At 62.3% G+C, this 25,229-nt stretch carries 23 protein-coding genes; 4 read left to right on the forward strand and 19 right to left on the reverse strand.

What is annotated here, in order from left to right; translation table 11 throughout:
* Nucleotides 1–74: 74 nt before the first annotated feature.
* From ACILSQ_RS15610 to ACILSQ_RS15675, 14 genes are all read right to left on the reverse strand, one after another.
* Nucleotides 75–2,798, reverse strand: a complete 2,724-nt coding sequence (locus ACILSQ_RS15610; RefSeq protein WP_395744582.1) for a secretin N-terminal domain-containing protein — start codon at nucleotides 2,796–2,798, stop codon at nucleotides 75–77.
* 50 nt (nucleotides 2,799–2,848) lie between these two features.
* Nucleotides 2,849–3,634 (reverse strand): hypothetical protein, encoded by a 786-nt coding sequence (locus tag ACILSQ_RS15615; RefSeq protein ID WP_395744583.1) that lies wholly within the window; start codon nucleotides 3,632–3,634, stop codon nucleotides 2,849–2,851.
* The gene (locus ACILSQ_RS15620; RefSeq protein WP_395744584.1) at nucleotides 3,631–4,200 is read right to left on the reverse strand and encodes a GspMb/PilO family protein; all 570 of its coding nucleotides are present in this window, start codon (nucleotides 4,198–4,200) and stop codon (nucleotides 3,631–3,633) included. The genes ACILSQ_RS15615 and ACILSQ_RS15620 overlap by 4 nt, the downstream gene beginning before the upstream one ends.
* 11 nt (nucleotides 4,201–4,211) lie before the next feature.
* Nucleotides 4,212–5,288: a serine protease gene (locus ACILSQ_RS15625; RefSeq protein ID WP_395744585.1), complete on the reverse strand. Its 1,077-nt coding sequence runs from the start codon at nucleotides 5,286–5,288 to the stop codon at nucleotides 4,212–4,214.
* A 13-nt stretch (nucleotides 5,289–5,301) separates the two neighbouring features.
* Nucleotides 5,302–6,519 (reverse strand): hypothetical protein, encoded by a 1,218-nt coding sequence (locus ACILSQ_RS15630; RefSeq protein WP_395744586.1) that lies wholly within the window; start codon nucleotides 6,517–6,519, stop codon nucleotides 5,302–5,304.
* A gap of 98 nt (nucleotides 6,520–6,617) precedes the next feature.
* Entirely contained in the window at nucleotides 6,618–7,502 is an 885-nt protein-coding gene (locus tag ACILSQ_RS15635; RefSeq protein WP_395744587.1) for a hypothetical protein, read from the reverse strand.
* 62 nt (nucleotides 7,503–7,564) lie between these two features.
* The gene (locus tag ACILSQ_RS15640; RefSeq protein WP_395744588.1) at nucleotides 7,565–8,521 is read right to left on the reverse strand and encodes a type II secretion system protein J; all 957 of its coding nucleotides are present in this window, start codon (nucleotides 8,519–8,521) and stop codon (nucleotides 7,565–7,567) included.
* Nucleotides 8,496–8,909, reverse strand: a complete 414-nt coding sequence (locus ACILSQ_RS15645; protein ID WP_395744589.1) for a hypothetical protein — start codon at nucleotides 8,907–8,909, stop codon at nucleotides 8,496–8,498. Before ACILSQ_RS15645 ends, ACILSQ_RS15640 begins: the two co-directional genes overlap by 26 nt.
* Nucleotides 8,906–9,634, reverse strand: a complete 729-nt coding sequence (locus ACILSQ_RS15650; protein ID WP_395744590.1) for a Tfp pilus assembly protein FimT/FimU — start codon at nucleotides 9,632–9,634, stop codon at nucleotides 8,906–8,908. The genes ACILSQ_RS15645 and ACILSQ_RS15650 overlap by 4 nt, the downstream gene beginning before the upstream one ends.
* A gap of 3 nt (nucleotides 9,635–9,637) precedes the next feature.
* Nucleotides 9,638–10,093: a type II secretion system major pseudopilin GspG gene (gspG, locus tag ACILSQ_RS15655; RefSeq protein ID WP_395744591.1), complete on the reverse strand. Its 456-nt coding sequence runs from the start codon at nucleotides 10,091–10,093 to the stop codon at nucleotides 9,638–9,640.
* 65 nt (nucleotides 10,094–10,158) lie between these two features.
* On the reverse strand, nucleotides 10,159–11,388 hold the full coding sequence (locus tag ACILSQ_RS15660) for a type II secretion system F family protein (protein ID WP_395744592.1): 1,230 nt from the start codon (nucleotides 11,386–11,388) through the stop codon (nucleotides 10,159–10,161).
* 5 nt (nucleotides 11,389–11,393) lie between these two features.
* Nucleotides 11,394–11,690 carry a type II toxin-antitoxin system RelE/ParE family toxin gene (locus tag ACILSQ_RS15665; protein ID WP_395744593.1) on the reverse strand — a complete coding sequence of 99 codons (297 nt, stop codon included), beginning with the start codon at nucleotides 11,688–11,690 and terminating at the stop codon, nucleotides 11,394–11,396.
* Nucleotides 11,687–11,926 (reverse strand): addiction module protein, encoded by a 240-nt coding sequence (locus ACILSQ_RS15670; protein WP_395744594.1) that lies wholly within the window; start codon nucleotides 11,924–11,926, stop codon nucleotides 11,687–11,689. The genes ACILSQ_RS15665 and ACILSQ_RS15670 overlap by 4 nt, the downstream gene beginning before the upstream one ends.
* 37 nt (nucleotides 11,927–11,963) lie before the next feature.
* Complete coding sequence (locus ACILSQ_RS15675) at nucleotides 11,964–13,661, reverse strand: GspE/PulE family protein (RefSeq protein ID WP_395744595.1); 1,698 nt, start codon at nucleotides 13,659–13,661, stop codon at nucleotides 11,964–11,966.
* A gap of 115 nt (nucleotides 13,662–13,776) precedes the next feature.
* Between ACILSQ_RS15675 and ACILSQ_RS15680 the strand changes: the two genes are divergently transcribed.
* From ACILSQ_RS15680 to ACILSQ_RS15695, 4 genes are all read left to right on the forward strand, one after another.
* A complete protein-coding gene (locus ACILSQ_RS15680) occupies nucleotides 13,777–14,403 on the forward strand; it encodes a L,D-transpeptidase (RefSeq protein ID WP_395744596.1) in 627 nt (208 codons plus the stop codon).
* A gap of 26 nt (nucleotides 14,404–14,429) precedes the next feature.
* Nucleotides 14,430–15,668 carry a 4-hydroxy-3-methylbut-2-enyl diphosphate reductase gene (locus ACILSQ_RS15685; RefSeq protein WP_395744597.1) on the forward strand — a complete coding sequence of 413 codons (1,239 nt, stop codon included), beginning with the start codon at nucleotides 14,430–14,432 and terminating at the stop codon, nucleotides 15,666–15,668.
* A 1-nt stretch (nucleotide 15,669) separates the two neighbouring features.
* Nucleotides 15,670–16,095 carry an acyl-CoA thioesterase gene (locus ACILSQ_RS15690; protein WP_395744598.1) on the forward strand — a complete coding sequence of 142 codons (426 nt, stop codon included), beginning with the start codon at nucleotides 15,670–15,672 and terminating at the stop codon, nucleotides 16,093–16,095.
* 215 nt (nucleotides 16,096–16,310) lie between these two features.
* Entirely contained in the window at nucleotides 16,311–17,048 is a 738-nt protein-coding gene (locus ACILSQ_RS15695; RefSeq protein ID WP_395744599.1) for a DUF998 domain-containing protein, read from the forward strand.
* A gap of 84 nt (nucleotides 17,049–17,132) precedes the next feature.
* Here the strand turns inward: ACILSQ_RS15695 and ACILSQ_RS15700 are convergent, their stop codons facing one another.
* The 5 genes from ACILSQ_RS15700 to ACILSQ_RS15720 all read right to left on the reverse strand — a co-directional run bounded on the left by ACILSQ_RS15700 (nucleotide 17,133) and on the right by ACILSQ_RS15720 (nucleotide 24,589).
* The gene (locus tag ACILSQ_RS15700) at nucleotides 17,133–17,738 is read right to left on the reverse strand and encodes a nitroreductase family protein (protein ID WP_395744600.1); all 606 of its coding nucleotides are present in this window, start codon (nucleotides 17,736–17,738) and stop codon (nucleotides 17,133–17,135) included.
* A gap of 229 nt (nucleotides 17,739–17,967) precedes the next feature.
* Nucleotides 17,968–20,553, reverse strand: a complete 2,586-nt coding sequence (locus ACILSQ_RS15705) for a DNA topoisomerase III (protein WP_395744601.1) — start codon at nucleotides 20,551–20,553, stop codon at nucleotides 17,968–17,970.
* Nucleotides 20,554–20,772: 219 nt separating this feature from the next.
* Nucleotides 20,773–22,251: a tetratricopeptide repeat protein gene (locus ACILSQ_RS15710; RefSeq protein WP_395744602.1), complete on the reverse strand. Its 1,479-nt coding sequence runs from the start codon at nucleotides 22,249–22,251 to the stop codon at nucleotides 20,773–20,775.
* A complete protein-coding gene (gene xrtU / locus ACILSQ_RS15715) occupies nucleotides 22,248–23,792 on the reverse strand; it encodes an exosortase U (RefSeq protein ID WP_395744603.1) in 1,545 nt (514 codons plus the stop codon). Before xrtU ends, ACILSQ_RS15710 begins: the two co-directional genes overlap by 4 nt.
* A 68-nt stretch (nucleotides 23,793–23,860) precedes the next feature.
* Entirely contained in the window at nucleotides 23,861–24,589 is a 729-nt protein-coding gene (locus tag ACILSQ_RS15720) for a choice-of-anchor E domain-containing protein (RefSeq protein WP_395744604.1), read from the reverse strand.
* Nucleotides 24,590–25,229: the final 640 nt, after the last annotated feature.

The following is a 25,229-nucleotide window of genomic DNA, read 5'->3' on the forward strand; positions in this document are numbered from 1 at the left end:
CACAGTCAACGGTCAAGACCGCCTGTGGTCAAGGCTGGGTGCTTCGCCGCCCGCCTGATTTGTCGAGCGCCTGCCTACTGCTGCTTCGGCTCGCGGCTGAACATGCGCTGGAAGAAGTTTTTCTTCTTCGGCGGCACTTCGACGGGCTCTGGCAGCGGAGGCGGCGGCACCTGGGGGAAACGCTGCGCGGCCTGCGCGCCGGAGGTGGTGCGGATGTCTTCGCTGAAGGAGGTGGCGCGGACGCTCTCGGTGTCCGTCACGACCTGGGGCTGAATGAAGACGATGAGCTCCTTGCGGGTGACGCTGTTGTTGTCCGTGCGGAAGAGCTTGCCGAGGCCGGGAATCTTGCCCAGCAGGGGAATGCCGTTCTGCGACAGATTTTTTTCCTCGGAGATGAGACCGCCGAGCACGATGGTGTTGCGGTCGGGAATGGTGACGGAGGTCACGAGCTGCTCCGTGCCGATGATGGGCACCAGGTTCGGCGTGATGAGCTGGGTGCCGATCAGCGTGTCGTTGATCTGGGAAATGGTGAGCGTGACCTCGCCGTCGGTGTTGATGAGGGGAACGACTTCAAGCTTGAGCACCACATCCAGATAGCTGGTGGTGGAGGTGACGGTGCCGTTGAGGTTGGCGGCATTCGTCACGGTGCTGGCAGGGTAGGGCACCTTGCGGCCGGAGGAGATGACCGCCTTCTTGTTGTTCAGCGCGAAGATGGAGGGCCGGGAGAGCACTTTGAAATTGGTGTTGGTCTGGAGCGCATTGAGGAAGACGCCCAGCCCGCTGCCCGCGGCGCCGTACAAGTTCAGGCCGGAGGCGGGGCCGAAGGGGGCGGTGATGGCATTGGTGCGCAGGTCATTGATGGCGCGGCCCGCGCCGCCTGTTCCGCCGAGGATGTCGGTGCGGTTGGTGATGCTGCTGGCGGTGAAGTTCTTGTTGGTCAGGGAGGAGATGTAATCGACGCCCGTGAGCATCGTGTCCGTGAGGGTGAGCTCGCCAATGACGGTGGCCAGGTAAACCTGGGAGGGCTTGCGGTCGAGCTTGTCGAGAAGGGCATCCACCTTTTCGATCTCCTCCTGGCGGCCCATCACGATGATGGTGTTGGCCATGGGATCCGCGACGATGCGTGATTTGCCGACGAGCACGGAGACCGGTGCGTTGTTTTCCGTGGGGCCGGAGACGACGTCTGCACGCGAGCCGCCGGTGGCGCTGGTCGCGGTAGTGGTGGTGCCAGTGGTGCCGGTGGCCGCGCTGGCGGTATCCGAGCCCGAGGCGGTGGCGCCGGTGTTGCCAATGACCCCGCCACGGGTGCCCTGGGTGGTCCGGCCGCCGAGGAGCTGGGTGCTGTTGGTGGCCAACACCTGCTGGCGCTGCTGCTGGAGGGAGCCACCGCCGGGGAGCTGGGTGGTGCCGGCATTCACCTCCTGCAGGCGGTCCACCAGCGCGCTGAGGACGTCCAGCGCGGCGGCATACCTGAGCTTGCGCTCGTAGGGCTCGGTGCTTTCCAGAGGCTTGTCGAATTCAGCAATGAGGCTGGCGACATAGGTGTAATCCAGGGGTGAGGCGACGACGAGAATCTGGTTCAGGCGTGTGTCCGCGACGACCTGGGTGCTGGGCTGGGGCGCGCTGGCCTGCCCTCCCTGGTTCTGCTGGGCGGAGGAGGGCTTGGGCGGCTCCTTGTCATTGCCGCCCTTGTCGCGGCCGTCGCTGGCGGCGGTGCCGCGGATGGTCTTCACCCCCTTGGTTTCCTTTTCCTGGGCCTGCGCATTCAGCGTGGCCTGGATGATCTGGGCGATGACGGCGGCGTCCGCGTATTTGATGGGAATGAACTTGGTGACGAGGGAGGAGCCGGTGTCCCCGAGATCCACCGCCTCGCGAATGCTGATGAGCTGTTTGACGACGGTGGCGCTTTCCGTGATGAGCAGGCCGGGAGGGGCGGAGACCGGGGTGATGCGGCCATAGGCACCCAGACCCACATGGCCGGAGAACATGGTGGCTGCATCCTCGGGGTCCAGGAAGTCCAGCTTCATGAAGTAGGAGACGATGCTCTCATTGGCCGGGATGTCCTTGGCGCTGGTGTAAAACTGCACGCCGTGGGAAAACTGCACCGCATTGGCGCTTTGATTGCGCGAGGGGAGGATCTTGGCGCTCTGACCGCCCGGTTCGGTCACGATGGCGTAGCCGTTGGCGAGCAGGGAGGCTTCGATGAGCTTGATGGCTTCGGCCTTGGGCACCTGTTTCGGGGTGACGAGGCTGATCGTGGCGCCTTCAAAGATGTTGGTGTCCTTGACCAGTGTGTAGCCGGTCAGTTTTTCATAGATGGCGAGCAGGTCGGCCACGGGATTGTTGGCAAACTGCATCATCACGTTGTCACCCGTGATCAGGAAGGACTCCTCCCCGGTCGCCCCGGCTCCGTCGCCGCCCATGCCTCCGGGCCCGAAACCGCCAGGGCCGCCGAAGCCGCGGCGGCCAAAGCCGCCCCGGCTGCCACCCGGGAAACCACCGCCGGGCGGGCGGGCGCCATCCGGCGCCGCCGCGGCGGGAGCTGCGCCCGGAGCCGGTGTGGTGGGTGGAGTAGTGGTCGGAGCCGTGGTGGTGGTGGTCGTGGTGGTCGCTGCCGGAGCCGTGACGGCTCTGTCAGGCACCGTGGCTGCTGCGGGAGTCGTGGCATCCGGGGCTGCCGGCGCCGCAGGGGCGGGAGCCGGGGTGGGGGGAGGGGCGGGCGGGACAATGCTCTGACCGCAGACCAAGGCGGAGGTGGCAAAGAAGAGCGTGGTGAGGACAGGAAGACAACGATGCATGCGAAATGGGGAGGGCGTGAATGGACGGGGATGAGACTGGGTGCGGCAGGTCATTTGCCGCCCTTGTCATCTTTCTGAATTTTATCAAACATGGCGCGGATGGCATTGCGCCGCTCTTCTTCAGGAGCGCTGCGGAATTTCTCGTCGCTGAACTTCTCACGCATGGCGTCGCGGAATTTTTCCTTGGCCTTGTCCGACAGGCTTTCGTATTTTTTCCGGTCCTCTTCGCTCGGGCCGCGGTTGCTGCGGTTGAAGCGATCTCCGTTGGAGTCAGGCCGCGGCCCGCGGTCCCCCTTGTCGCTTTTGCCTTTGGTCAGGTCGTTCTTGTCCAGGGTGCTGTGGCGGATGCTGAAGGTCTCCCCTCCGATGGCGATTTTGGCCTGGGCGCGGTCGATGTTGGTGGTGGGCAGGGCCTCCATGAGCTTCCACCCCTTCAGATTGGGTTCTTCAGTGACGACGAGGGACTGCTTTTCGTTTCTGTCGAAGATGGTCACGACGGGCTTGCCATTGACGTAGGCCATGCCGGTGAGCACCAGGGAGTCCGAGATGCTGACGATGCGGGTAAAGGGGGAGTTTTGAATGATGGGGCTCAGGGACGCTGCGTCAAAGGGCTGGGGCAGGTCGGGGTCCACCGGTCCGGTGGGGGCCGCGGGAGCGGCGGGCGCCGCCGCAGGCGCGGGGGCGGGCGCCAGCGTGGGGTCGAGCTCATCCCCCGGCAGAGGCAGGAGATCGGAGGTGGTGAGCGGCGGTTCTGCCGGGGCCGCAGGCACGATGGACTGGGCGGGCAGCCAAAGAGCGGAGCTTAGCAGCAGCAGGGCGGTGAGGGAGGTTTTCATGGCTGGAATCCGTTTTCAGGTTTGAACCAGCGCGCCAGTACGAGGTTGCACAAAGCCTGCGGGGTCTTTTCCTTGGCCTTGGGGTCGATCTCGAGCTCAAGCTGCTTGATGGCTTGAAACTTTTCCGGGGACTGCAGCGTGGCCAGCCAGCCGAGGAGGGTGGTCTGATCTCCGCGCAGCCGCACCTCCACGGCCACCTCGCGGTAAACGGCGGCGTTTGCCTTGGCATCGGCGGAGTCCGGCAGGAGCTGCTGCTTCTGCACCTGGAGCTGGTAGTCGAGGGCGACGTTTTGGATCTCTTCGAGCAGCCTGGCCTGGGCGGTGCCCAGGCTCTCGGTGGTGGGCATGTTCTGCTCCATCCAGGCGGCGCGCTTGTCCCAGAAGACGCGGTCCTCCATCCAGTGCTTGTTCTCCTCTTTTTCGTTTTGCAGGGAGGTGATGCGGGCCAGCACGGCGGTGCGGCGGTCCAGGAACTGCTTGAGCAGGACAAACGTGGACATCAGCAGCAGGGCGCCGATGCAGGCGCCGAGCAGTTTCTTTTCACGTTGAGTCAGGGCGAGGGCCATGGGGCGGTTGGTCAGCGGATTTTGTCGGCATCAATGAATTCGCGCAAAGCCCTGGCGTAGTCTCCCAGATCCTGGTAGCGCAGGCTGATGTAGCCGTAGCAGGTCCGTTTGCTGTCCAGGGCGTCCATTTCGACCTTTTTCAGGGCGTTGCGGAAATTGAGCACGATGGTCTCCACCTTGGCGGTGATCTCCGCCGGGGAGACGCGGGGTTTGTTGATCAGCTCGCCCAGGCCGGTCATGGCGGCATTGGTGGACGGGTGTTTTTTCCATTTGCTGGCGTCACGGTTGAGCACCGCGTGAATGGCGGTCACCAGCGCGTCGGCATCTTCCAGCCTTTTGGACTGCTGGGCAAAGCGTGCCCATTCGATGGCCTCCCACTGAGCCACGTTGTCCAGGCGGTAGCCGAACAGCCGCACTGTGGACTTGATCTGGGACCCGGATTTGCGCGCTGAAGCGGAGTCCGACTTGTCTGAGAGGCTGACGGTGATGCTTTCGGTGTCCACGCCCAGAACCTTCCAGCTCCGGGTGCTCAGGATGGGGCTGCCGCTGTTGCCATGAAAGGTGGGGGCGTCATGCTCGATTTTGGCGGGTCCGACACCGACGATTTTTCCTTCAGTCTGCAGGATGGTGCCCCCGCCGAGGCTGTTGCCGGGGATCAGGATGACGTCGCCGGTTTTGTGGGCGGTGTTCACGCTTTCCTCGGTTTCGAAATAGGACGTGGGCGTCGTGGTCAGCTTCAGCAGGGCGATGTCTGCATCATGCGCGCCAAAAATTCCCGCGATCTGGACGTCGGTACCATCCATGGCCCTGGCCTTGATGGAGGTCTGCCCGCTGATGACGTGCATGTTGGTGACCAGGAACACATTGTCCTTGAGCTTGGCAAAGAAGCCCGTGCCGCTGCCCTTGTCTCCGGTGATGACGACCATGGCGCTCTTTTTCTCAGCGGGCAGCTTGTCCACATAGTCACTGCTGGTGGCCTGCCGGTTGCCGCCGAGCACCTGGCCCGACGCGCAGCCGCAGGCAAAGACCAGGGCAGACAGCACTGTTTTGAGCAGCGGGGCGAATGAGCTGGGGATTCGGGTGTTCATGAGTGAGGAAAAGTTATGGCAGCTTGCCCTGGGCGCGGAAGGAGGCCGTGGTGCCCTTGACCTCCGGCCGCGGATTCGTCCACTCGTAGCGGCTGAGGACGCGGTTCTTCTTGAAATCTTCGATGAACTGGAAGGCGAGCTGGGCGTCCCGTGCTTCACCACGGATGTCGATCTCCTTGCCCTTCACTTCAAACTTGCGGATGACGATGCCGCTGGCGGGCATGATGCGGTTGATCTCGCCGAGCAGGAACAGCGGGTAGCGCTGCGGCTCGATGGCAGGTGTGAGAACCTTCCAGCGCTCGTTGACCTTGCGGACGGCCGCCGCAGGCTCGCTGGTGAGCTCCACTTCCGCGGCCAGTTCCTGGGCCCGCCGCTCCTGCATGTGCAGGTAGGCGAAAGCGAGGAAGGCCAGGGAGGCGTAGAGCAGGCCGCCCATGACCAGGGCGCGGATGATTTTGGAGCGCCGCCTGCTGGCGCTGATGGCAGTGCGGACGCCTTCAGGCAGCAGATGCGTCCAGGTGCGGGTGTCGAGCGCTCCATTGGGAGGCAGGTCGGCGAGGACGCGCACGGGCAGGTCGAGAATGGAGCTGAGACGGGTGACGAGGCCGCGGTCAAAGTTGGCGCCGACGAGGGCCACCCCTTCAATGGTGTCGCTGCCGAGCTCGGATTCCAGAGTCAGGCGTGCCAGGGTAATTTCCAGCGTGAGGGCTTCTTCGGAGGCGGGCGCCTTGGCAAAGATATGGCTGTGGTAGAGCCTGCCCTGATGACTGGCGGCGAGAACGAGGTCTCCCTGCTCCTCGGTGATGACGAGGTGGCCGGCGGGGAGCTGGGCCAGCCGGAGGGCGGCCGTGTAGTCGCTGGCATGGGAGGCCGCGAGGGCCTCGGGAAACGGCTCTGCCAGGATGTCCACGCTGATGATGGCCAGGCCGCCATTCTGGCCCAGGAGGTGCCAGCGGTAGTTTCTGCCCACGGCGTCCTGCTCCAGCTTGAAGCCGCGGCGCTCGAGCTGGGTGACGATGATCTGCTCCAGCAGCTCGGTGTCCGTTTGTGGCAGGATGAGGCCGATGGTGCGGCAGGCGGAGGCGGGCAGGCCGATGAGCAGGGGCTTGCTCACATGCCGGGCTTCCGCCGGGCTCTCAACCGTCTCAGCACTGGAGGTGGCCCGGGGTTTCCACACGCGCCAGGAGGCATCAGGGGCGGGAAGAAGCAGGGTGGTGGCGGCGAGGGACATGCGTGAAGGGCCTGTTAGAACGTGCGAAGGCGGGGGAAGTTGCGGCAGTGAATGAGGAATGTGGAATGCGGGCTGACGGGGCGGTTGTCGAGGCGTTTTTACTCTTCAATCCGCCCGAGGTAGGTCACCGCTCCGGTGGTCAGATCGCGCCGGGTGATCAGGATGATTTTGGAGCGCTTGGTGCCGACCCAGCCGATGCTGGTGATGCGGCGCAGCGTGGTGTCGCTGTCATTGACGATGCCGCTGACGGCATTGAGGCGGTCGCCGGTGAGGCCCAGGATCTGGTAGGCCTCGTTGGCGCGGATGCGGCGGTCGTCCTCCGTGCCCGGAATGCCATCGCCGCCGTCGCGTTCACTGATGAAGCGCTGCACGTCGTTTTCCGAGGCGCCGGTGATGGCCAGGAGCACGTCCTTGAACACGGTGCGGAGGTCGATCTGGCCCTCTCCGTAAATGCTGAAGTAGTTGCGCCAGTCCGGCTTTTTGCGGTCCACGGCGTCCATGCCGCGGACGAGGATCATTTCCTCCACGCGGATGAATCCCTGGTTGCGCGGGGCGTCGAAGATTCCCAGGCTCTTGTAGTACTCGGCCTCGGCGCCATTGGCGCGCTGGGTGCTGTCATTGTCCACCCAGTCTGCCAGGGAGTCCGCGGCGATGCCTGCATCCTCCGCATTGAGCTGCCAGTAGATGAAGAGATTGTAGATGGCCTCGCGCAGGCGCTCGTCCGTGATGTAGTTGATCGGGATGCGGGCGCCCTCGTAATTCATGACGACGTCAAAGCCGCTGTCCGGCCCGACCTTCTGCTTCATGACAATGTCTCCCCGCCGGGTGCTGGGATGCAGGCCGACGGCGATGCCGCTCTCCGCGAGATGCAGGGCGCGGAATTCATAGGCGGACTGTTTGGACTCCTCCGCACTGTAGGTGATGTACTCGACCACCCCCATGACCGTGATGGACATGAGGAGGATGGCCCAGATCATGAGCATGAGGGCGGAGCCCCGGGACGAGGGCCCCGGGACGCTCCGTAAAGCGGCTGGAACGCAGATTTTCATGGGCCAGGTTGGCCTCCTCCTCCGCCACCCCCGCCACCACCGGGTGCTCCACCGCCTGGGCCTCCGGGGCCGCCCGGACCTCCAGGACCGCCGCCTCCTGGCCCTCCACCGGGGCCACCAGGACCGCCGCGACCACCGCCGCCGGGGCCACCCGGGCCGCCGCGCCCGCCGCCACCCTGACCGTTGTTGTTCGCGCCGACGGCCTGATTGTTGTTGTTGTTATTGTTGCTGTTGTTTCCGTTGTTCGCCGGGGCCCGCCCTGCGACGATGGTGAGCACGGGCAGGCTGAAGACCATGCGCACCGGGCGGGTGCGGTTTTTCATGATGAGCTGCGCTTCGATGAGGTCCGGCCACTTGGACTTGCTCCATTCCTCGTACCAGGTCTCCTCCTTCTCGACGTAGAAGCGCCATTTGAAGGAGATGACATCCGGCAGCAGGGGCATCCAGTGGCGGCCTTCGCTGTCCGGGGCATAGATGCCGGTGGTGGACTGCTGAATGCCGGACTTCATGTCGTTGGTCTGCGGGATGAGATCCTCCCGCGAGAGGCTGATGTAGTTCAGCGCCTTCTGGTTGTCATCGACGACCAGGTCCGGGTAGGGGCGCAGGCTCAGGATGGTGTCCTTCAGCGTGATGGGATTGGCGCCGAAAGGGAAGCAGTCCGGGGAGCCGGAGATGGTCAGCTCCTGAATCACCGGCTCGGTGCCCTGCACGATCTTCAGGGAAAGGGTGGCGGTGCTGGGCAGGGTGGCGAAGGTGCGGCGGCAGAGCTCGATGAAACGGTTCATCGAGTCGCTCTCCCGCTGGGTGTGTTCGATCTCCGCCGCGCCGCGCACCGAGCCGCGGATGATGGCGAAGAGGGCGGCGGTGATCATCGAGAGGATCGTGATGCCAATGACCACCTCGATCAGCGTGAAGGCGCTGCGCCGTCTATGGCTGGGCGGGCTTGTAAACATAGACGTCGAGGGTGTCATCCTGCTCCACGCCGTCGAACGACGAGGTGGCGTGGATGGAGAGTTTGTACATGTCGCTCAGCACGCTGCCGCTGGTGGTTTTCAGCGACAGGGCCTCCGTGGTGCTGGTGTAGGTGATGCCGTAGGTGGGGTCCGTGTAGGTGGTGCTCATCTTCGCGAGCGGCTTGTTGCGGAGCTCTTCGAAAAAATTGCGCATGCCGATGCGGATGATCTGGTCCCGTCTGAACAGATTGGCCGTCTCCAGCGCCTGATTGAGAGCCTTTGCCAGGCCGAGCACGGCGATGGCGAAAATCGTCAGCGCGAGCACGAGTTCAAAAAGAATGTAGCCGCGCGTCCTTGGCCGTTTGAGAGAATGGACGGCGGGTCTCATCGCAGATCGACGCTTTCTTTGACGATGTCCGCGGTGAGAGCTCCGAACTCGACATCAAAGGTGGAGGAGGGGCCCTCGACATGAATTTTCAGCGGCTGGCAGACGCCGCTGGGCTGGAAGACCCAGAGTTTCACCACCTCTCCCTCGATGGTGGTGGGCTCGGCGTCATACCAATGCTGAATCTGGTACTTCACCTCTTTGGGCAGGTCGTATTTCTCGGACCAGTGCTCGTCGAACTTCGGCGCGGGCGGGGCCAGGGGCAGCTCGGTGGTCTTGTTGGAACCGGCGCCGTTGTCCAGGTCCGTTTTTTCCCCCTCCTCAAGAGTGCTCTCCACGGCGGGCTGCTCCTCCGCTGACTGCAGGAATTCATTCAGCTCCGCGAGCTGCAGGTAGGGATTGAAATAGCGGGAGGCGGTGAAGCCGGTGGCGTGGAAGGCCACCTGGTAGGGGCGCTTCTCCTGCATGGCGCGCATGCGGGCCTCCCGCGCCAGCTTGAGCAGGGCGGTCACGGGCTCCCGGGCGATGCGCTCCTCCTGAAAACCTTTGAGCATGGGCATCGTCGCCGCCGCGAGCACGGCGACGATGGTCAACGCGATCACGATTTCGACCAGCGTGAAAGCCCGGGCGGCGGCAGGGGGGCAATGCCGAATGAAGAAGGCATGACGAGGAGGGAGGGGGCCACTCTCGTCACGGCAGGTCTTCGTGCTCCGGCATGCGCATCTCATGGGTTACTTGGCGGCGGCAGCCTTTTTCCAATTGCCGATGTCGTCATCCGTGCCGTCAGCGCCATCCGGACCGACCGTCCAGAGGTCATAGGACTTCTTGGATTTCTGCGCGGGGAAACGGTACTTGTATGGCTGGCCCCAGGGGTCTTTGGGCAGCTCCTCCATGAAGGGGCGGTAGTTGTCGGGGATCGGCTCGAGCGTGGGCTTTTCCACCAGAGCCTCCAGCCCCTGCTCCGTGGTGGGCACGCGAAGGGCCCGGCCTTCATAGGACTGGAGGGCGAGGGCGATCTTGTCCATGTCCGCGCTCACCCGTGAATCCTTGGCGGTGTCGATCAGGCTGGAGTACATCATCATCGAGCCACCGGCGAGAATGGCGATGATGGTGAGCGTGATGACGATTTCGATGAGGGTGAACGCGGCGGCGGAGCGCGATGGGGAGGACTGAGTAGGGAGCTTCATAGCGTGGATGATTGAACAGGATGTATGAGGATTTGAACAGGAAGAAATACGGTTGGTTGCGCGGTCTAGGCACTGCTGCGGATGCCGGTGACGCTCTGGGCGATGGCGGCGACGATGGAGTAGGCCACGGTGCCGACCATGACGGCCATGACGACGAGGATGATCGGGGTGATCATCGCCGTCATGCGTTTGATACGCTTGTCGAGCTCCTTGTCATAACGAAGAGCGCATTTTTCCATGGATTTGCCGAGCTGGCCTGTCTGCTCCCCCACGGCGATCATGTCCGCCAGCAGGAGGGGGAAGCTGCCGACCTTGCGCAGGGCGTTGGATAGGGAGGCCCCCTCGGAGACGAGGGTGGTGACCCTGGCCAGGAGCTCCTGGATGAAGACATTGGCCGAGATTTTGGAGACGAGACGGATGCTGTTGAGCAGCGGCACGCCGTTGGTGATGAGATTTCCCAGCGAATGCGCAAACTGGGCGTAGAAGCGCATGCTCATGATGGGGCCGAAGAGCGGGAGATTGAGCTTGGTGCCGTCCCACCACAGGCGGCCTGCCGGGCTGGAGATGTAGCCCCGGAATGTCAGCACGATGGCGGTGAGGATGATGCCGATGACCCACCACCACTGGCCCATGAAATGATTGAAACTGATGAGGAGTTGGGTGGCGGCGGGAAGCTTCTGGCCGTTTTTGCCCATCAAGTCCATGATCTGCGGCACCATGAAGGTCATGAACACAACCATGAGCACCACACAGGCGCCGATGAGGAAGGCCGGATAAATCATCGCCTGCGTCACCTTCGCCTGCAGGTCTGCCATGACGGCGAGATTGCTGGCCAGCCGGCGCAGAATGCTGGGCAGGGAGCCGCTGACCTCGCCCGCGGCGGCGAGATTGCAGTAAAGATCATCAAAGCTGGGGGAGGCCTTGCGGAGTGCCTTCGCCACGGAGGAGCCCTCCCGCAGTTCATTGCGCATGGTGGTGGCGATCTGGCGCAAAGCGCCGGCCTCCTGCCGCTCCTGCATCACACGGAACGCCTGGTCGATCTGCAGGCCGCCATCCAGCAGGTCTGCGAGTTCTTCGGTGAAGAGAATGAGCTGGGCCCGCTTCAGCTTCACCGGGCCTTCATTGACCACCGTCTTGGCCTTGGCCGCGCCGGCTTTCTCATCCTGTGTGACCTTGACGGGGGTGAGGGACTGCGCCTCGATTTTCCGAAAGGCCTCCGCGCGTGAACTGACCGAGACAGAGCCGGTGACGGTCTGCCCGGTGGCGGTGAGGGCGGTGTAGGTGAAGGCGGGCATGGGTATCAGCGCTGACGAAGAATTTTGCGGATCAATTTGGGATCGCGGCGGCTGTCGATGATGGCGACTATTTGGACTGTATCGTTCTTGGTCCGATAATAGACCCCATGGGGAAAATGTTTGGAAGCGTAGAAGTGGAAGCCGAAGCGCTGACGATGAACGCCACCAAAGCCGCCGAGTGTTTGCAGCTCTTCCTGGATCTTATCGAGGAAATACCTGCCTGCCCCAGGCTCGTCGGCCTCGTAAAAGTGAAAGCTGTCGCGCAGGTCTTGTTTGGCATCATCTTCAAGAACGACGTTCATGCCAGCTCTTTCCGGAGGTCATCGAAAGCTTGATCCAGATCATGCCAGACTGCTTTGCCGCTGTTGATTTTTTCGAGACGTTCACGGAGGATTTTCTCATGCCACGCCGGGGGTTCGATCTCCTCCTGATGATCTTCGACAACTTCTTTCCAAAGAAACTGGAAGGCTTGCCATTTCTGATCAGCCGTGAGCTGCTGGAGAATCGATTCAATAGGCGGATTGTCGTCAAGAATCATGGTGTGAGAATACTGAATCAATCGTGGGTTCGCAACACTACTCCGTCGCCGCTGTCACCGTCATCACTTCCTCGATGGTGGTCACGCCTTCGGCGGCCTTGCGGAAGCCGTACTGGCGCATGGGCACCATGCCGTCCTTGATGGCCTGGGCCTTGAGCTCGATGGTGTTGGCGCGGACATTGATCTTCTCCTGCAGCGCCTCCGTCATCAGACAGATTTCCATGATGGCCAGCCGTCCGGTGAAGCCGGTGTTGCGGCAGGCGCGGCAGCCGGCGGGCTTGAAGAGCTTGCTCTTCCACTCCAGCGGGAAGCCGATGGTGCGCAGGTGGCTGTCTTCGTAATGCGCAGGCTGCTTGCACAGGCCGCAGAGCGTACGCACGAGGCGCTGGGCCTGGAAGGCACGCACGGAGGAGGAAATCATGAAGGGCTCGATGCCCATGTCGATCAAGCGGGAGATGCCGCTCACGGCGTCATTGGTATGCAGCGTGGAGAAGACCAGGTGGCCCGTGAGCGCACCGCGGATGGCGATTTCCACCGTCTCCTGGTCGCGCATTTCCCCCACCATGATCACGTTGGGGTCGCCGCGCAGAATGCTGCGCAGGCCGGCGGCAAAGGTGAGGTCGATCTCCGGCTTCACCGCGATCTGGATGATGCCATCCAGCTTGTTTTCCACCGGGTCTTCGATGGTCACAATGCGGCGCTCCTTGGTGTTCAGCTCCTTGAGGAAGGTGTACAGCGTGGAGGATTTGCCGGAGCCGGTGGGGCCGGTGACGAGGATGATGCCGTTCGGCGCGGCGAGCAGCTTGCGGATGGTGGCCTCGGTGGCCGGGTCCAGCCCGATGGCCTGGAGGTCGAATTTCTTGCGGGTGAGAAGGCGGAGCGCCACGGACTCGCCATTCACGCTCGGAATGGTGGCCACGCGCACGTCGATGGGCTCGCCATCCAGCTCCAGATTGATGCGGCCGTCCTGCGGCAGGCGGCGCTCGGCGATGTCCAGATGCGCCATGATCTTGAGGCGGGAGATGAGCGAAGCCTGAAGCAGACGCATGTTGGGCGGCACGGGGACTTCGAGCAGCTTGCCGTCCACGCGGTAGCGGATGCGCAGGTCGCGCTCCAGTGGCTCCACGTGGATGTCCGTGGCGCGCTCCTTGAGGGCTTCGCGGAAGATCTGGTTCACGAAGTTGAGCACGGTGGCTTCTTCGTCCGCTTCATCAAGGACGGTGGTCTCCTGCTTGAGGTCGTCGTGTTCGTCACCGTTTTCGCGGCCTTCCAGCAGCTCCTCGAAATTCTCCGCGCCGACGCCGTAGCCCTGGTGCAGGGCTTCGAGGATGCGGTGGCGCGGGGCGATCTGCCAGTGCACGCGCTTGCGCAGCTCCTGGCCCACGGCCTGGCGGGCGCTGAGATCGAAGGGGTTGTAGGTCAGGATGGTGGCCTCTCCGCCGGCCACATGCAGGGGGCAGATGCGGTGGCGCAGCGCGAGTTTGGCCGGGAAATTAGTGCGCAGTCCCTCCGCCCCATCGCCGGCGCCTTCCTCGGCATAGGGCATGCCCAGGCCGGTGGCGAGCTGGGCAAAGAAACGGTCCTCATCCACCATGCTGCTGTCCACCACGGCATCCATCAGGGGCTGGCGGTTGTCAGACGCGAGTTCGAGGGTGTGGCGCAGACGCGTGGGCTCCTCGCAGCCGGCGCTGGCCGCGGTGCGTACGAGGACGTCGATCAGGGAAGGGGAGGGCATGTGGGCGATAGAACGCCGCCACGAGGGCAAAGTTTCTCACCGTCTGCAAGCGGAGAGCAGGCGGTGAAGAAAAAGGCTGGAGGAGGCTAAATCGTGTGCTAAATGCCCAGCCTCTATGAATTCGCCATTCTCCATCCTCCGCGGTTCCCTCAAGGCCCTTGCCTTTGCCGGGCTCGCCCTCGCTCTCAGCAACTGCACCGCCGTGAAAACGGGCGGCCATTCCTCCCTGAGCTATGATCCGGCCACCAAGCCGGTGAAGAACCCTTCCAACGTGCGGGTGAAACTCAGCACCGGAGCCCAGCGGGTGTATGTGATGGAAGGCAACGAGGTGCTCCTCGCGACCCCATGTTCCGTCGGCACCGCCAGCAGCCCCACACCGAAGGGCAACTTCACCATTTACAGCAAGGTGGCCAACCGCCGCCGTGCCAGCAGTCCCGGGGCTGGTTACCCGATGACTTACTGGATGGAGTTCCAGTCCGCCTACGGCATGCACTGGGGCTGGGTGAAGCCCTATCCCTGCACCCACGGCTGTGTGCGCCTGCCCATCAAGTCCGCCCAGAAGATCTTCAGCATGGTGCGCACCGGCACCCCGCTCAACATCGCCGTCTCCCAGCCTGAAGACGCCACCGTCGGAAAAACTCTCCCGGTTCTCGATGACAGCAAGCTCGCCGACCCGCCTGATTCGTATATGATGAGCAACAAGGTCTTTGAAGACGCCGCCAAAGGCAAAATGTACTACTGAGACTGAGCCTCCCCCATTTTCTTATCATGTCTGCATCCGCTCCAGCCGCCCGTCGGGTGAATGTTCGCACCCCTGAGGTCATGGAGCGTGTGCAGGCCGAGGTGGAGACGCACTACCGCAGTCACATCGTCGAGCAGCTCCGTGCCAAAGGCAGCGTGATCCAGATCGGCAACACCACGGTGCGGCTGGCCCGCGATTTTGGCTTTTGCTACGGCGTGGAACGCGCCATCGATCTCGCCTATGCCGCACGGAAGGTCTTTGCCGACCGCCGTGTCTTCCTGCTGGGCGAGATCATTCACAATCAGGAGGTGAACCGCCAGCTCACCGAAATGGGCGTGGTGAGCATCCCGACCAGCGAGCACGAGGCGACCGTGGCCACGCTGACTCCGGAGGATGTGGTGATCGTGCCGGCTTTCGGCGCGGAGACGCGCCTCATGAAGCTGATCGCCGAGCGCGGCTGCATGGTGGTGGACACCACCTGCGGCGACGTGATGAGCGTCTGGAAACGCGTGCGGCAGTATGCCAAGACGGGCTTCACCTCCATCATTCACGGCAAGGCCAGCCACGAGGAAACCCGCGCCACCTCCTCCCGTGCCATGGGGGATGACGGCATGGGCAACTACCTGGTGGTGCTCACCCTGGCCGATGTCGATTACGTCTGCGACTACGTCCGCCACGGCGGAGACAAGGAGGCCTTCCTGAAGCGCTTTCCGCCGGGTTCGCATTCCGAAGGATTTGACCCGGATCTGCACCTCACTCGAATCGGCGTGGCAAACCAGACGACGATGCTCAAATCCGAGACGGAGGAAGTGCAGCGCCGGCTTCGACAGGCGGTGCTGGACCGGGATGGCGCGGAGAGCGGCGCCAAGAACTTCCAGGTTTTCGACACCATCTGCGGCGCCACCCAGGAGCGGCAGGATTCGCTTTTTGGTCTCCTGCGGCAGCCCCTGGACATCCTGCTGGTGGTCGGCGGCTACAACAGCTCCAACACGACGCACTTGGTGGAAATCGGCGAGCAGCAGCTTCCCACCTTCTTCATCCGCACGGCGGACTGTCTCAAGTCGCTGGAGCAGATCGTGCATTTTGATCTCCACCTCAAAGCGGAGAAGGAGAGCTACTCCACCAAGCTGGCCAGTGACGACCCGGTGACCGTCGGCATCACCGCCGGCGCTTCCTGCCCGAACAACCTCATTGAAGACACGGTGCTGCGTGTGTTTGGACTGCGTGGGATTGATGAGCCTGCCGTGCGCGCCGCTTTGAACTGACATGCAGCTCACCCCGACCATCGAAACCCGCGAAGAGGTCATGTTCTTCGACACGGACTGCGGCGGCGTCGTGCATAACATCGCCTACCTGCGCATGATCGAAACGGCGCGCACACGGCTCGCGGGCCTCATGGGCATGAAGCTGCGCGAAATGGCCCACACCCATCTTTTCCCCGTGGTGGTGCGCACTGAGATCGATTACAAAAAACCGGCCAAGCTCGGCGATGAACTCGTCATCCACGGCCGGCTCGAAACCGTGGAACGCGTGCGCTTCTGGTGCGCCTTTGAAATGCGCCGCGCCGAGGACAACGCACTTCTCATCACCTGCCGCCAGTCGCTGGCGCTGGTGCAGATGCCCGAAGGCCGGCCCGTGCGGCTGCCCGACGACTGGAAGGTGAAGTACGCGCACCTGGCGAAGGAAAAGTAGTCCGGTTGTTGCGCCGCAACTGGAACTTCCTCCAAGCGATCCAGGCATTCCTGCCTGCAAATTGAGCCCCCGGCATTTTCCCCACCCACGAAGCCCCTGGCGCCAGCCCCAGCGCGAAAAGATTTCGGAAGCTGGTCACGGCAGCCTGAACAACATGCTGACATGCTGCGTTGTCTGCGGACGAAGCTATCATATTATCCTGTTATCCGCGCCTCATGCATGACCGCCCTTTGCTTTCACGACTTATCGATGCGGGCATCATCATCTCCCTGTTCGTCACGCTTGGAGCTTTGGTTTATGGTCATGCCGGTGGTGAGGCGGGCGGCTTGAGCCTGACGGACAGCTATGTCAGCGAGTACATGAGGAAGGCGCCGCACTGGCCCTGGCTCATCGTCGCGAGCTTTGCCTTCGCCTCGCTGCTGTTCCTGCTTGCGCTCGCCTTTCTGCGCCAGAGCGAAGGAAACGTCCTGATTCTTGTCGGCAGTCTTCTTCTCGCCACCACTGCAATGGCCAACTTCTTCGTGGCTTATGGGCCGATGCGGCGGGTCGAGCAGCCGCCACCGCCGGCGCATGAATGGTGGACGCCGACATGGTGGTTCACCTCCCACACGTCTCACACGCCCTATGAGCATGGCCTGGCGGACGCCTATTCAGATGTCCACTACCGCGCCATCCGGCTCGTCGTCAGCCTCGGCCTGACAGGCATCCTCTGCATTGCCGCCGGCATGGCTGCATCCCTGCGGTGGCGTCTTTTCGGCTGGGGAAGCATCGGGGCAGTGCTGGTGATGGCCGTGTGCTTCTGGACCGGGGATCATGTCGCGCGACATCATGGACTCTGGCAGCGAATCGGTTTCGCGGTGATGTATGCCTGGCTTTGGTCCGCCCGGCAGGCGCTGGCATGCGCGAAAGACCATGCGCGGGATCATTCCAGTCAGGCGGGACCTCGTTCGTAACGAAGAGCGCCGATGAGACCGAAGCGCGAGCCTTTCCCATGCCGGGAGAAGCCGCAGACGATGCCGAGAGCGGCGAACTTTGCCTCATCTCCAAGTGAGGATTTCCGGCGGCTTGCGCGGAACTGGCGGTGCATCACCAGCAGGTACTCCCACGATCATGGGAGCGATCGCGGTCCAGCCATCGGGAATGCTCAGTTCTGCCTTCCACTCTGGAAGGTTCAATGTCTCGACCGCGAACCCGATGACGCAGGTGCCCAGCCCTCTGGCACAGGCGGCCAGCATCAGGTTCTGCGCCGCCAGCCAGCAATCCGCGACGGTGAACGGCCCTTCAGCTTTGCCGTAGATGACAATCAGCGCCGGTGCATCGTAGAAGACATGAAAATCGGGTTTGTTCACCAGCTCCAGCACCTGGGTTGCGTGGGGTGATCCGGCACGCAGGGCCTCATGGCGCACCATTTCCTTCGTGCTCTGAGACAGGCGGTTCAGGAGCGCCCTGTCCTCAATCACCGCAAACCCCCACGGCTCCTGATGCATGGCGGTGGGAGCGTGGACGGCCGCATCGAGCAACATGCAAATCGCATCCCGGCCCACTGTTGCCCCACTGAAGTGACGAATGGAGCGGCGCCCGTAAATGGCGTCCTTCGCGCTCATCGGCGCATGGGTCCCGGCGTGTGCTTGGGGGATGGTCATGGGGTTTGGAAGACAAGAGGGTTGAAAGCACCCTCTGCCGTTATCCCGCCAGCAGAGGCGGTGAAAAGGCAGACGGCGCTGCCTTTCACCAACGGTCTCCAGCCTCCGGGTGCCAATTGGCAACAAGCCTTGAGCAAGCTCAGTCTTTTGCTGACAGGTGCTGCGCCGCAAGCGCATCAGCGCTGGCAGAGCCACAGGCCCGCCGTCGCCGGAGTGACAAGACTCACCCTCACCGCCCGCTCACACCCGCAGGCTTCTTGGGTTTTTTCTCGGCCTTCGGCTTCGGCTCTCGGGGCGGGAACTCCCAGCTCATGATGCGTTTTTCGCCGGGGGTGCAGACGAGGAAGGTGCTGAAGGGGCGGCCGCGTTTGGAGATCATCCCGGTGATGAGTGAGGTCTTGCCGTTCTCAAAGAACTCGCGCGCGTTCTCCGGCGTGATGTCCTTCTGGCACAGCTTCTTCGGCAGGCGCGCGTTGCACTTGGAGGTCTCGGTGGCGTTGATCTTGCACTGGTAGGCGTCCGCGGTCTCGTAGATCTTTTCTCCCTTGCGGCCTTTCTTGGCGCACACCGGGCAGTCGGCGATCACCGGGCATTCATCCCAGTTGATGCTGTCGGGATCGCTGCCATCGCCGAACACAAAGGCCACCTTCATGTCGTCCTTGATCTGCAGCGCGGCGCTGAATTCCTTGCCCTTCTTGCTGCGGAAGCCGTCGAGCGGGCCGACGAAGCGTTTTTCGATCAGTGTGCGGATATCTTCGTCACTGAGGGCACGGCTGGCCACGGTCTTGAAGACGCGCACCTTGCACTTCGGGTTTTTGCAGCCGTAAAACTCTTCTGTCTGCTTGTAGCCTTCCGTGCTGCCGCACACGCCGCAGGTGGCGGGGAAGTCGGGAAAGACCTTTTCCTTCGCGGCCTTGGAGTAGGCCTTGGTCTTTTCCACCACCTGCTTGGTGAGGTGCCGGATGTCCCGCATGAAGCTCTCACGGTCCAGCTCACGGTGCTCCATCTGGCGCAGCTTGTACTCCCACTGGCCGGTCATTTCCGGAGAACTCAGCGCATCGATGCCGATGGCGCCGATCTGCTCAATGAGCGCCAGTCCCTTGGCCGTGACATGGAAATCACGCTGCACGCGTTCGATGTAGCGGTCCATGATGAGACCTTCGATGATCGCGGCGCGCGTGGCAGGCGTGCCGAGGCCGCGCTCGCTCATCGCTTCGGCCAGCTCTTCGTCCTCCACCAGTTTGCCGGCACCTTCCATCATGGAAAGAATAGTGGCTTCCGTATAGCGGGGCGGGGGCTTGGTCTGGTGCTCGTTCACTTCGACGTCCAGCGTGTTCGCTTTGCCGCCAGTTTCGGCAGCCACCAGGATCTTGCCGGAATCGCCTTCGGCATCATCCTCCACCGCTTTTTTGCCATACACACCACGCCAGCCTGGCACCTTGAGCACCTTGCCGTTGCTTTGAAAGGCATCCTGCCCCACACGCGTGATACGGGTGGTCACCTCCCACTCCGCCGCCGGGAAAAACACGGCCACGAAACGACGTGCCACCATGTCGAAGAGCTTTTGCTCCGCCTCGGGCAGCTCCTTCGGGGGAATCTGGCCGGTGGGGATGATGGCGAAGTGGTCGCTGACCTTGCTGCTGTCAAAAATGCGCTTGTTCGGCCGCACCCACTTGTTGTCCAGCGCCGTGGCGGCATGCGTGCCCAGCTCATGCGGCAGCGCGTCCTGCTTGCGGCTGTCATGGCTGGCAAAGGTCTTCAGAGTGTCCGTCACCGTGCCGAGGTAGTCTTCCGGCAGATGGCGGGAATCGGTACGGGGATAGGTCAGCACCTTGAACTTTTCATACAGCGCCTGGGCGATCTGCAGAGTGCGCCGTGCCGAGAAGCCGAAGCGGTTGCTGGCTTCACGCTGCAGACTGGTCAGGTCGTAGAGCAGGGGAGGAGCCTCACGCGTGGGCTTGATGAACTGCTCGATGACGCCCGGCTTGCCCTTGCAGCGGTCCGCGATGGCTTGGGCGGTGCCCTGGTCCCAGAGACGCTCCGCCTTCTTGTGCTCGTCGTTTTCGTCCTTTTTAAAGTTCTCGTCGATCCAGCGGCCGGCATACTGGCCGGCGGGTACTTCAAACAACGCGATGGCCTCAAAATACGTGCGCGGCACAAAGGCGGCGATGTCACGCTCACGCTGCGCCAGCACGGAAAGGGTGGGCGTCTGCACACGGCCCACAGGGGTGAGGCGGAAGCCGCCATGGCGTGAATTCAGCGCGGTCAGGGCGCGGGTGCCGTTGATGCCCACCAGCCAGTCGCTCTCGCTGCGGCATTTGGCGGCGTCTGCCAGAGGCAGCATCTGCTCATTGCTGCGCAGGTGCTTGTAGGCATCCAGAATGGCTCCCTGGGTCATGGACTGCATCCACAGGCGCTGCACGGGCTTCTTGCAGCCGCTGGCATCCATGATGTAGCGGAAAATCAGCTCCCCCTCACGCCCGGCGTCACAGGCATTGATCACGGTGTCGATGTCTTTGCGCTTGAGCAGCTTCGTCAGCAGCTTGTACCGGTCCGCGCTGCTTTCGATGGGGTTGAGCTCAAACTGGTCCGGCATGATCGGCAGGCTGGTGAAGCCCCAGCCGATTTTCTTGCCGTTCACCATCGGCATGCCGAGTTCCAGCAGGTGGCCCACGGCGGAGGAGATCACGTGCGTTTCATTTTCGTACCAGTCCTTTTCTTTGGCGAAGGGCTTCATGCCGGGAGCTTTCGCAAGGGCGCGGGCAAGATCGGCTGCGACGCTGGGCTTTTCGGCAATGATCAGGGCTTTGGGCATGTGCGTGTGAACAGGTTGGGGCGGGAAAAAGGGCCTACTTAGGGCATGCTTTCACCCCGGATGTCAAGATGTGCGCATTTTAGACCGCAAATGGGTTACGCCGTTCAGTGCCTCCCAGACTGCCGCTGGCTGGCAAAAAACCAGGCTGCCCGACCGCCTCCACACCGCCTTACTTTCGCGGCCCGGCCCCGCCGTCCGGGAGCTCGCAGGCGGGCTTGCTCACCGCACCACCGGATTCGCCCCACCGGCCGAAGCCATGTGCGCGAGAGAGGCCGAACGATGCTCGGAGGCGAGATCCGTCATCCCCAGCCGCTCATAGAGGTCGGCGAGTTTGACATGGGACGAGTTTTTGTCACGGGCATGCGGCAGAGACCGCTCAAAGTCACTCACGGCTTCTTTAAACTGCCCCATTTTGGCAAGCACATGGCCGCGGGTGTCGAGGAAGAACGGGTTTTCCGGCTCCTGCTGGATCAGTTCATTGATGATCGCCAGGGCTTTTTCCAGGTCCGCACGGTCCGAAGAAACAGAAGCGATCGCCATGGCCAGATTGTTTCCGATCGCCTTGAATCCTGGGTTGAGCGAGCTGGCGAGTTCAAAGTGCGACTTCGCGGCATCCCGGTTGCCCTTCTTCCACTCCTGCACGCCCATGTGGTAATGGAGAAAGGACGTGGCGATGCCGCCATTGCCCAGGATTCGCTCCATGTAGCGCTGGCGGTCGGCCGGCGTGCTGGTGAGCTCTTCACAGTCACCCAGGAAGGCCATGATGAGATCCTGGCTCTCCGGGCTGACCTGGATGCCCTGCTCCAGCAGATGCAGCACCTCCATCCGGTCTGCGGCCGGCTGCTCTTTAAGATACCTGCTCCAGGAGAGATAGATGCCGCCGATGATCTGGCGCTCCTCCTTGGTGGGCTTGCCGCTGACGCCGCTGAGGATCCATTGCACGGCCTCCTCAAATTTGCGCTGGAGACTGAGGCTGGCGGCGATGGAAAAGCGCACCTCGTTGCCATGTGAGGGGACTGACTTCTGCAGCAGACGCAGGGCCTCTTCCGCCTGCGCGGCAAATTTCACCGCGTCATTCTCCTGACCGGTGAACTGCAGGGCGGTGGCCTTCATCAGCATCAGGTCCGCCCGCTTGTTCAGGCTCATTTGATTCAGATGGGAGAGGGCGGTTTTCCAGTCGCGCCGTCCGGCGGCAAAACGTGCGGCAAGCTCCGTCGCATCCTGATTGGATGGATCGCTGAGGAGCGCGTTGTTGATGTGCTGCGAAGCCGCCTGCACGTCTCCATTTTTTTGCGCCAGAAGAATCGTGGCCTGGATCACGTGCGCGGGCGCATGGCCAGGGCGGTCAACCGGCGCCATGCGCGAAAGCAGCCGCAGCGCATCGTTTTCCCGGCCCATGCCGCACAGGGCCTTGGCTTCGATGAGAAGGGCCTTTGAATTCTGCATGCCTTCCTGCATCAGCCGCATGGCCGCGATGCGGGCCTCCACAAAATGACCTTTGTCGAGGTGGCCCTGCGCCTCCCGCTCCAGTTCCCCCAGCGACTCGCTGCTGATGTCCGTGCGTGAGCTGATGACCATGAAAGCCAGCACCACCAGCGTAAAGAAAGCCGGCAGTCCCAGCAGTCCGTCCAGGGGTTTGCGCCTGTCCAGCATCGAGGCGATGCGGAAACGTGTTTCATGGATGAAGTCTTCGATCATTCACTTTCCTTTCCTGCTAGTGGGCTGTGGTTTGAAATGGCTGCGGCCACGCAGTTGCGCGCTCCGGTGAGCAGTTCCGTCAGCGCACTCTGCGCACGCGCGTCATTCTCCGGCTCCAAGGTCATGATCTGGAGGACATACGTCGTCGTCGTCACCGGCTCAGGCCTGGTCCAGCGCGAGAGCAGGCGTTCAGTCATGCGCTCCCGGGGCTTGTCCGAGAACGCCTGGGCGGAGCCGTGCTCATCCAGCACCACCAGCCAGAGATTGGCACGGGTCATCTCCGTGGGCTGGTTCATCTCCAGAAAGCGCACGGTTTTCGCCTTCTCTCCGGGAAGCGCGGCGTCCACCTGCTGTTGAAATTTCCAGCCCTGGCCGGTGTAGCAGAGGCGTGTGTCGTGAAAGCCCTGGAAGGGGAAGTTGACCGCCACATAGGCCTGCAGGCCTCCTTTGCGGTAGAGCCACACCTGATTGCGCACGCCCACATTGCCCACCATCGAATCTTCCACGGGCTTGTCGCTTTCACGCACCCAGCCAGACAGCGCCGCGGGCATCTGAAATTCTTCCAGCGGAGGGTTCTCCGTCCTGGCGGCCTGGGCGGCGGGGCGGGCCAGTGAAATCACCTCAGGGCCGGCGAGGATGGTGACGCCGATGACCGCCACACAAACGCTCAGGCGGCCAAACAGACGGGAGCCGGTCGCCGTGGCGGGCGGCGTGGACCAGGAGTCAGAAGAGATTCCGCTGTCATACGAACTGTTGAGAAGGAAATGCAGGCCGTGGTCAGCGCTCCAGATCAGCAGCAGATCCAGCACAAAGAAAACGATGCCCACCGCATCATGAGCCCAGCCATGATCAAGCTCCCATCCCCAGAAATGCGCGCTGCCGATCACCACACAGATGCGCAGCACGTTGGACGCCACCGAGAGCAGGCCGGCGGAGACAAGGAGCACGGCCGCATGGACCAGGGATCTTTTGTTGAGGCTGCTCACGATCAAAGCCACGCACACAGCCACCAGCAGGGTGTTGGTGCCGCTGCAGGCGTCATCCACGAAAAAGCGTTTGCCCGGCGTCGCGACGATCGTCCCCTGCACCACATGCAGGACTTGCATGGCATCCAGCCAGCCTTGGCTCAGCCGCGCGGCCAGTCCCGCAAGCACCTGGTGAATCTGCTGGTCCATCATCAGCGGCGGCGGGATGAAAAACAAGGAAAGCACCGGGAGCGACCACGCAGGGGCTTCATTCTCCGCGGGGCTCCCCTTGGCCACCGCCAGCGCCACGGACATCACGAAAAACGACAGTCCCGCCATGAAGGGGGAGATCAACAGAAACGAAGCGAGCGCCAGCAGCAGATGGCCCGTGACAAGCCATTTGAATGCAGACGCGTTCTTCGGCGCCCAGACCACCCGGGCCATGCCATCCCGTCCCGCCAGCCACACCCAGGTGAGCAGAGGAAGCGGAAAGAAATGGCAGGCCGGATGTCGAACCCAGATCTCTTGAAGTGCAAAACAGAGGCAGACAATGGATGAAGCTGAGAGCCACAGCACTGAGCTGGTTTTTGCTGAAGTCCGGGTGTTCAAGGGCGCAAACGGTGAGCGGTTGTTGAAGAATCAGGTCAGGCTGCTTCCGCGGCTGCAGGGGCCTTCGGGCGGCGTTTGAAGGCAAAGGCCGCCATGCCGAGAATGCCGCCGAAGCCGAGAATGACCGAAGGAGGTTCCGGCACGGGCGAGACCGGCGGGGGCGCTGCGTCATAGGTGTAGGTGACCACGAGATTTCCCGTCGTGCTGCCCGTGATGCTGGTCAGCCATGACGTCGTGCTTCCGGATCCGGACGCGGTCGGTGTGGCGCCAAACGTATTGGCCAGATAGAGCGGCACGCTGCCGGTTCCCTGGAACGAGCTGAAGTTGGCGTCTGCCGAAGTGTAGTTGTCAGTCTGGGTGAAACCACTGAATGACACGCTTCCGTAGTTATAGGTCTGGCCGTTGCTCAGAGTTACTGTTCCACCGGCTGGAGTGATGGATTTGGATTTCGCCACTTCGGCAACCAGATCACCGCTGTCGCCGATGGAAGGCACATAGCCTTCGACCGTGTTGGTGAAGGTGATCCGGCTGATGGTGACGCTGCCAGTGTTCTCGTTGGTGATTGAGGCCGAGGAGATGCTGGAGTTGACCGTCCAGTCCAGTTCCACCCCGGTCAGTGTACCGAGGGCGGTGTTGAACTGGTTGAAGTAAAACTGGCTGCCGCCAGTAATGGTTCCGAAATTAACGGTTTGGGTGATGATGTCGGCGTGGCTGCTAAGAGCGCTGGCTGAGAGGAATGTGACTAGAGCAAAGATTTTTTTCATAACAGCCATACAATCGACAAAAAAGGAAAAGAAACAAATCACGAAAAGTAAGTGATGCTTTATGGAATGAAATGTTTCCACAGCATCATTTCATGCCATGCCAGGACACTTGTTCCGAGGGCTTAAAAACACCCCTTTTCCCTGGTGAAATGGTTTTTCGGGCTGGCTGCGCCTCCCGCTGGAATCAAATGCATGTTACCATGCTGGCGGCGCGATAAATCGCGGCCTGCGATTCCATTTTTCACCTTCATTCAAAACAAAGACTCCGGCATGAATGGCACTCGGTTAAGGCGGCCCCTTCGTGCCTTTCGCCCCGCACAGCGCAAAGCGGCCAGGAGCGCGGACTTCCAGTCCGCAGCACGCCGCAAACACCCGGAGCTCCGCTTTTGCCTGCACACTCTGGGAGAATGCGGCGTACTCGATGCGCCGCGTGCTTGCTACGCGCACTATGCGCAAACACCCGTCATGCGCGGACTGGAAGTCCGCGCTCCTGGGGGTGCTTTCTTCCGCAAGAGCACCATCCAGGACTCTCGCTTGACACATCAGAAAGAGCGATGACTGCCCTTAACCGAGTGCCATTCGACTCTGGCATTTATTGGTTTCGGAGTTTTGCCAGAAAAGCTTTCTCTCCACATTAAAA

Source organism: Prosthecobacter sp., assembly GCF_044227185.1.
In the GTDB taxonomy this organism is placed as follows: Bacteria; Verrucomicrobiota; Verrucomicrobiia; order Verrucomicrobiales; family Verrucomicrobiaceae; genus Prosthecobacter.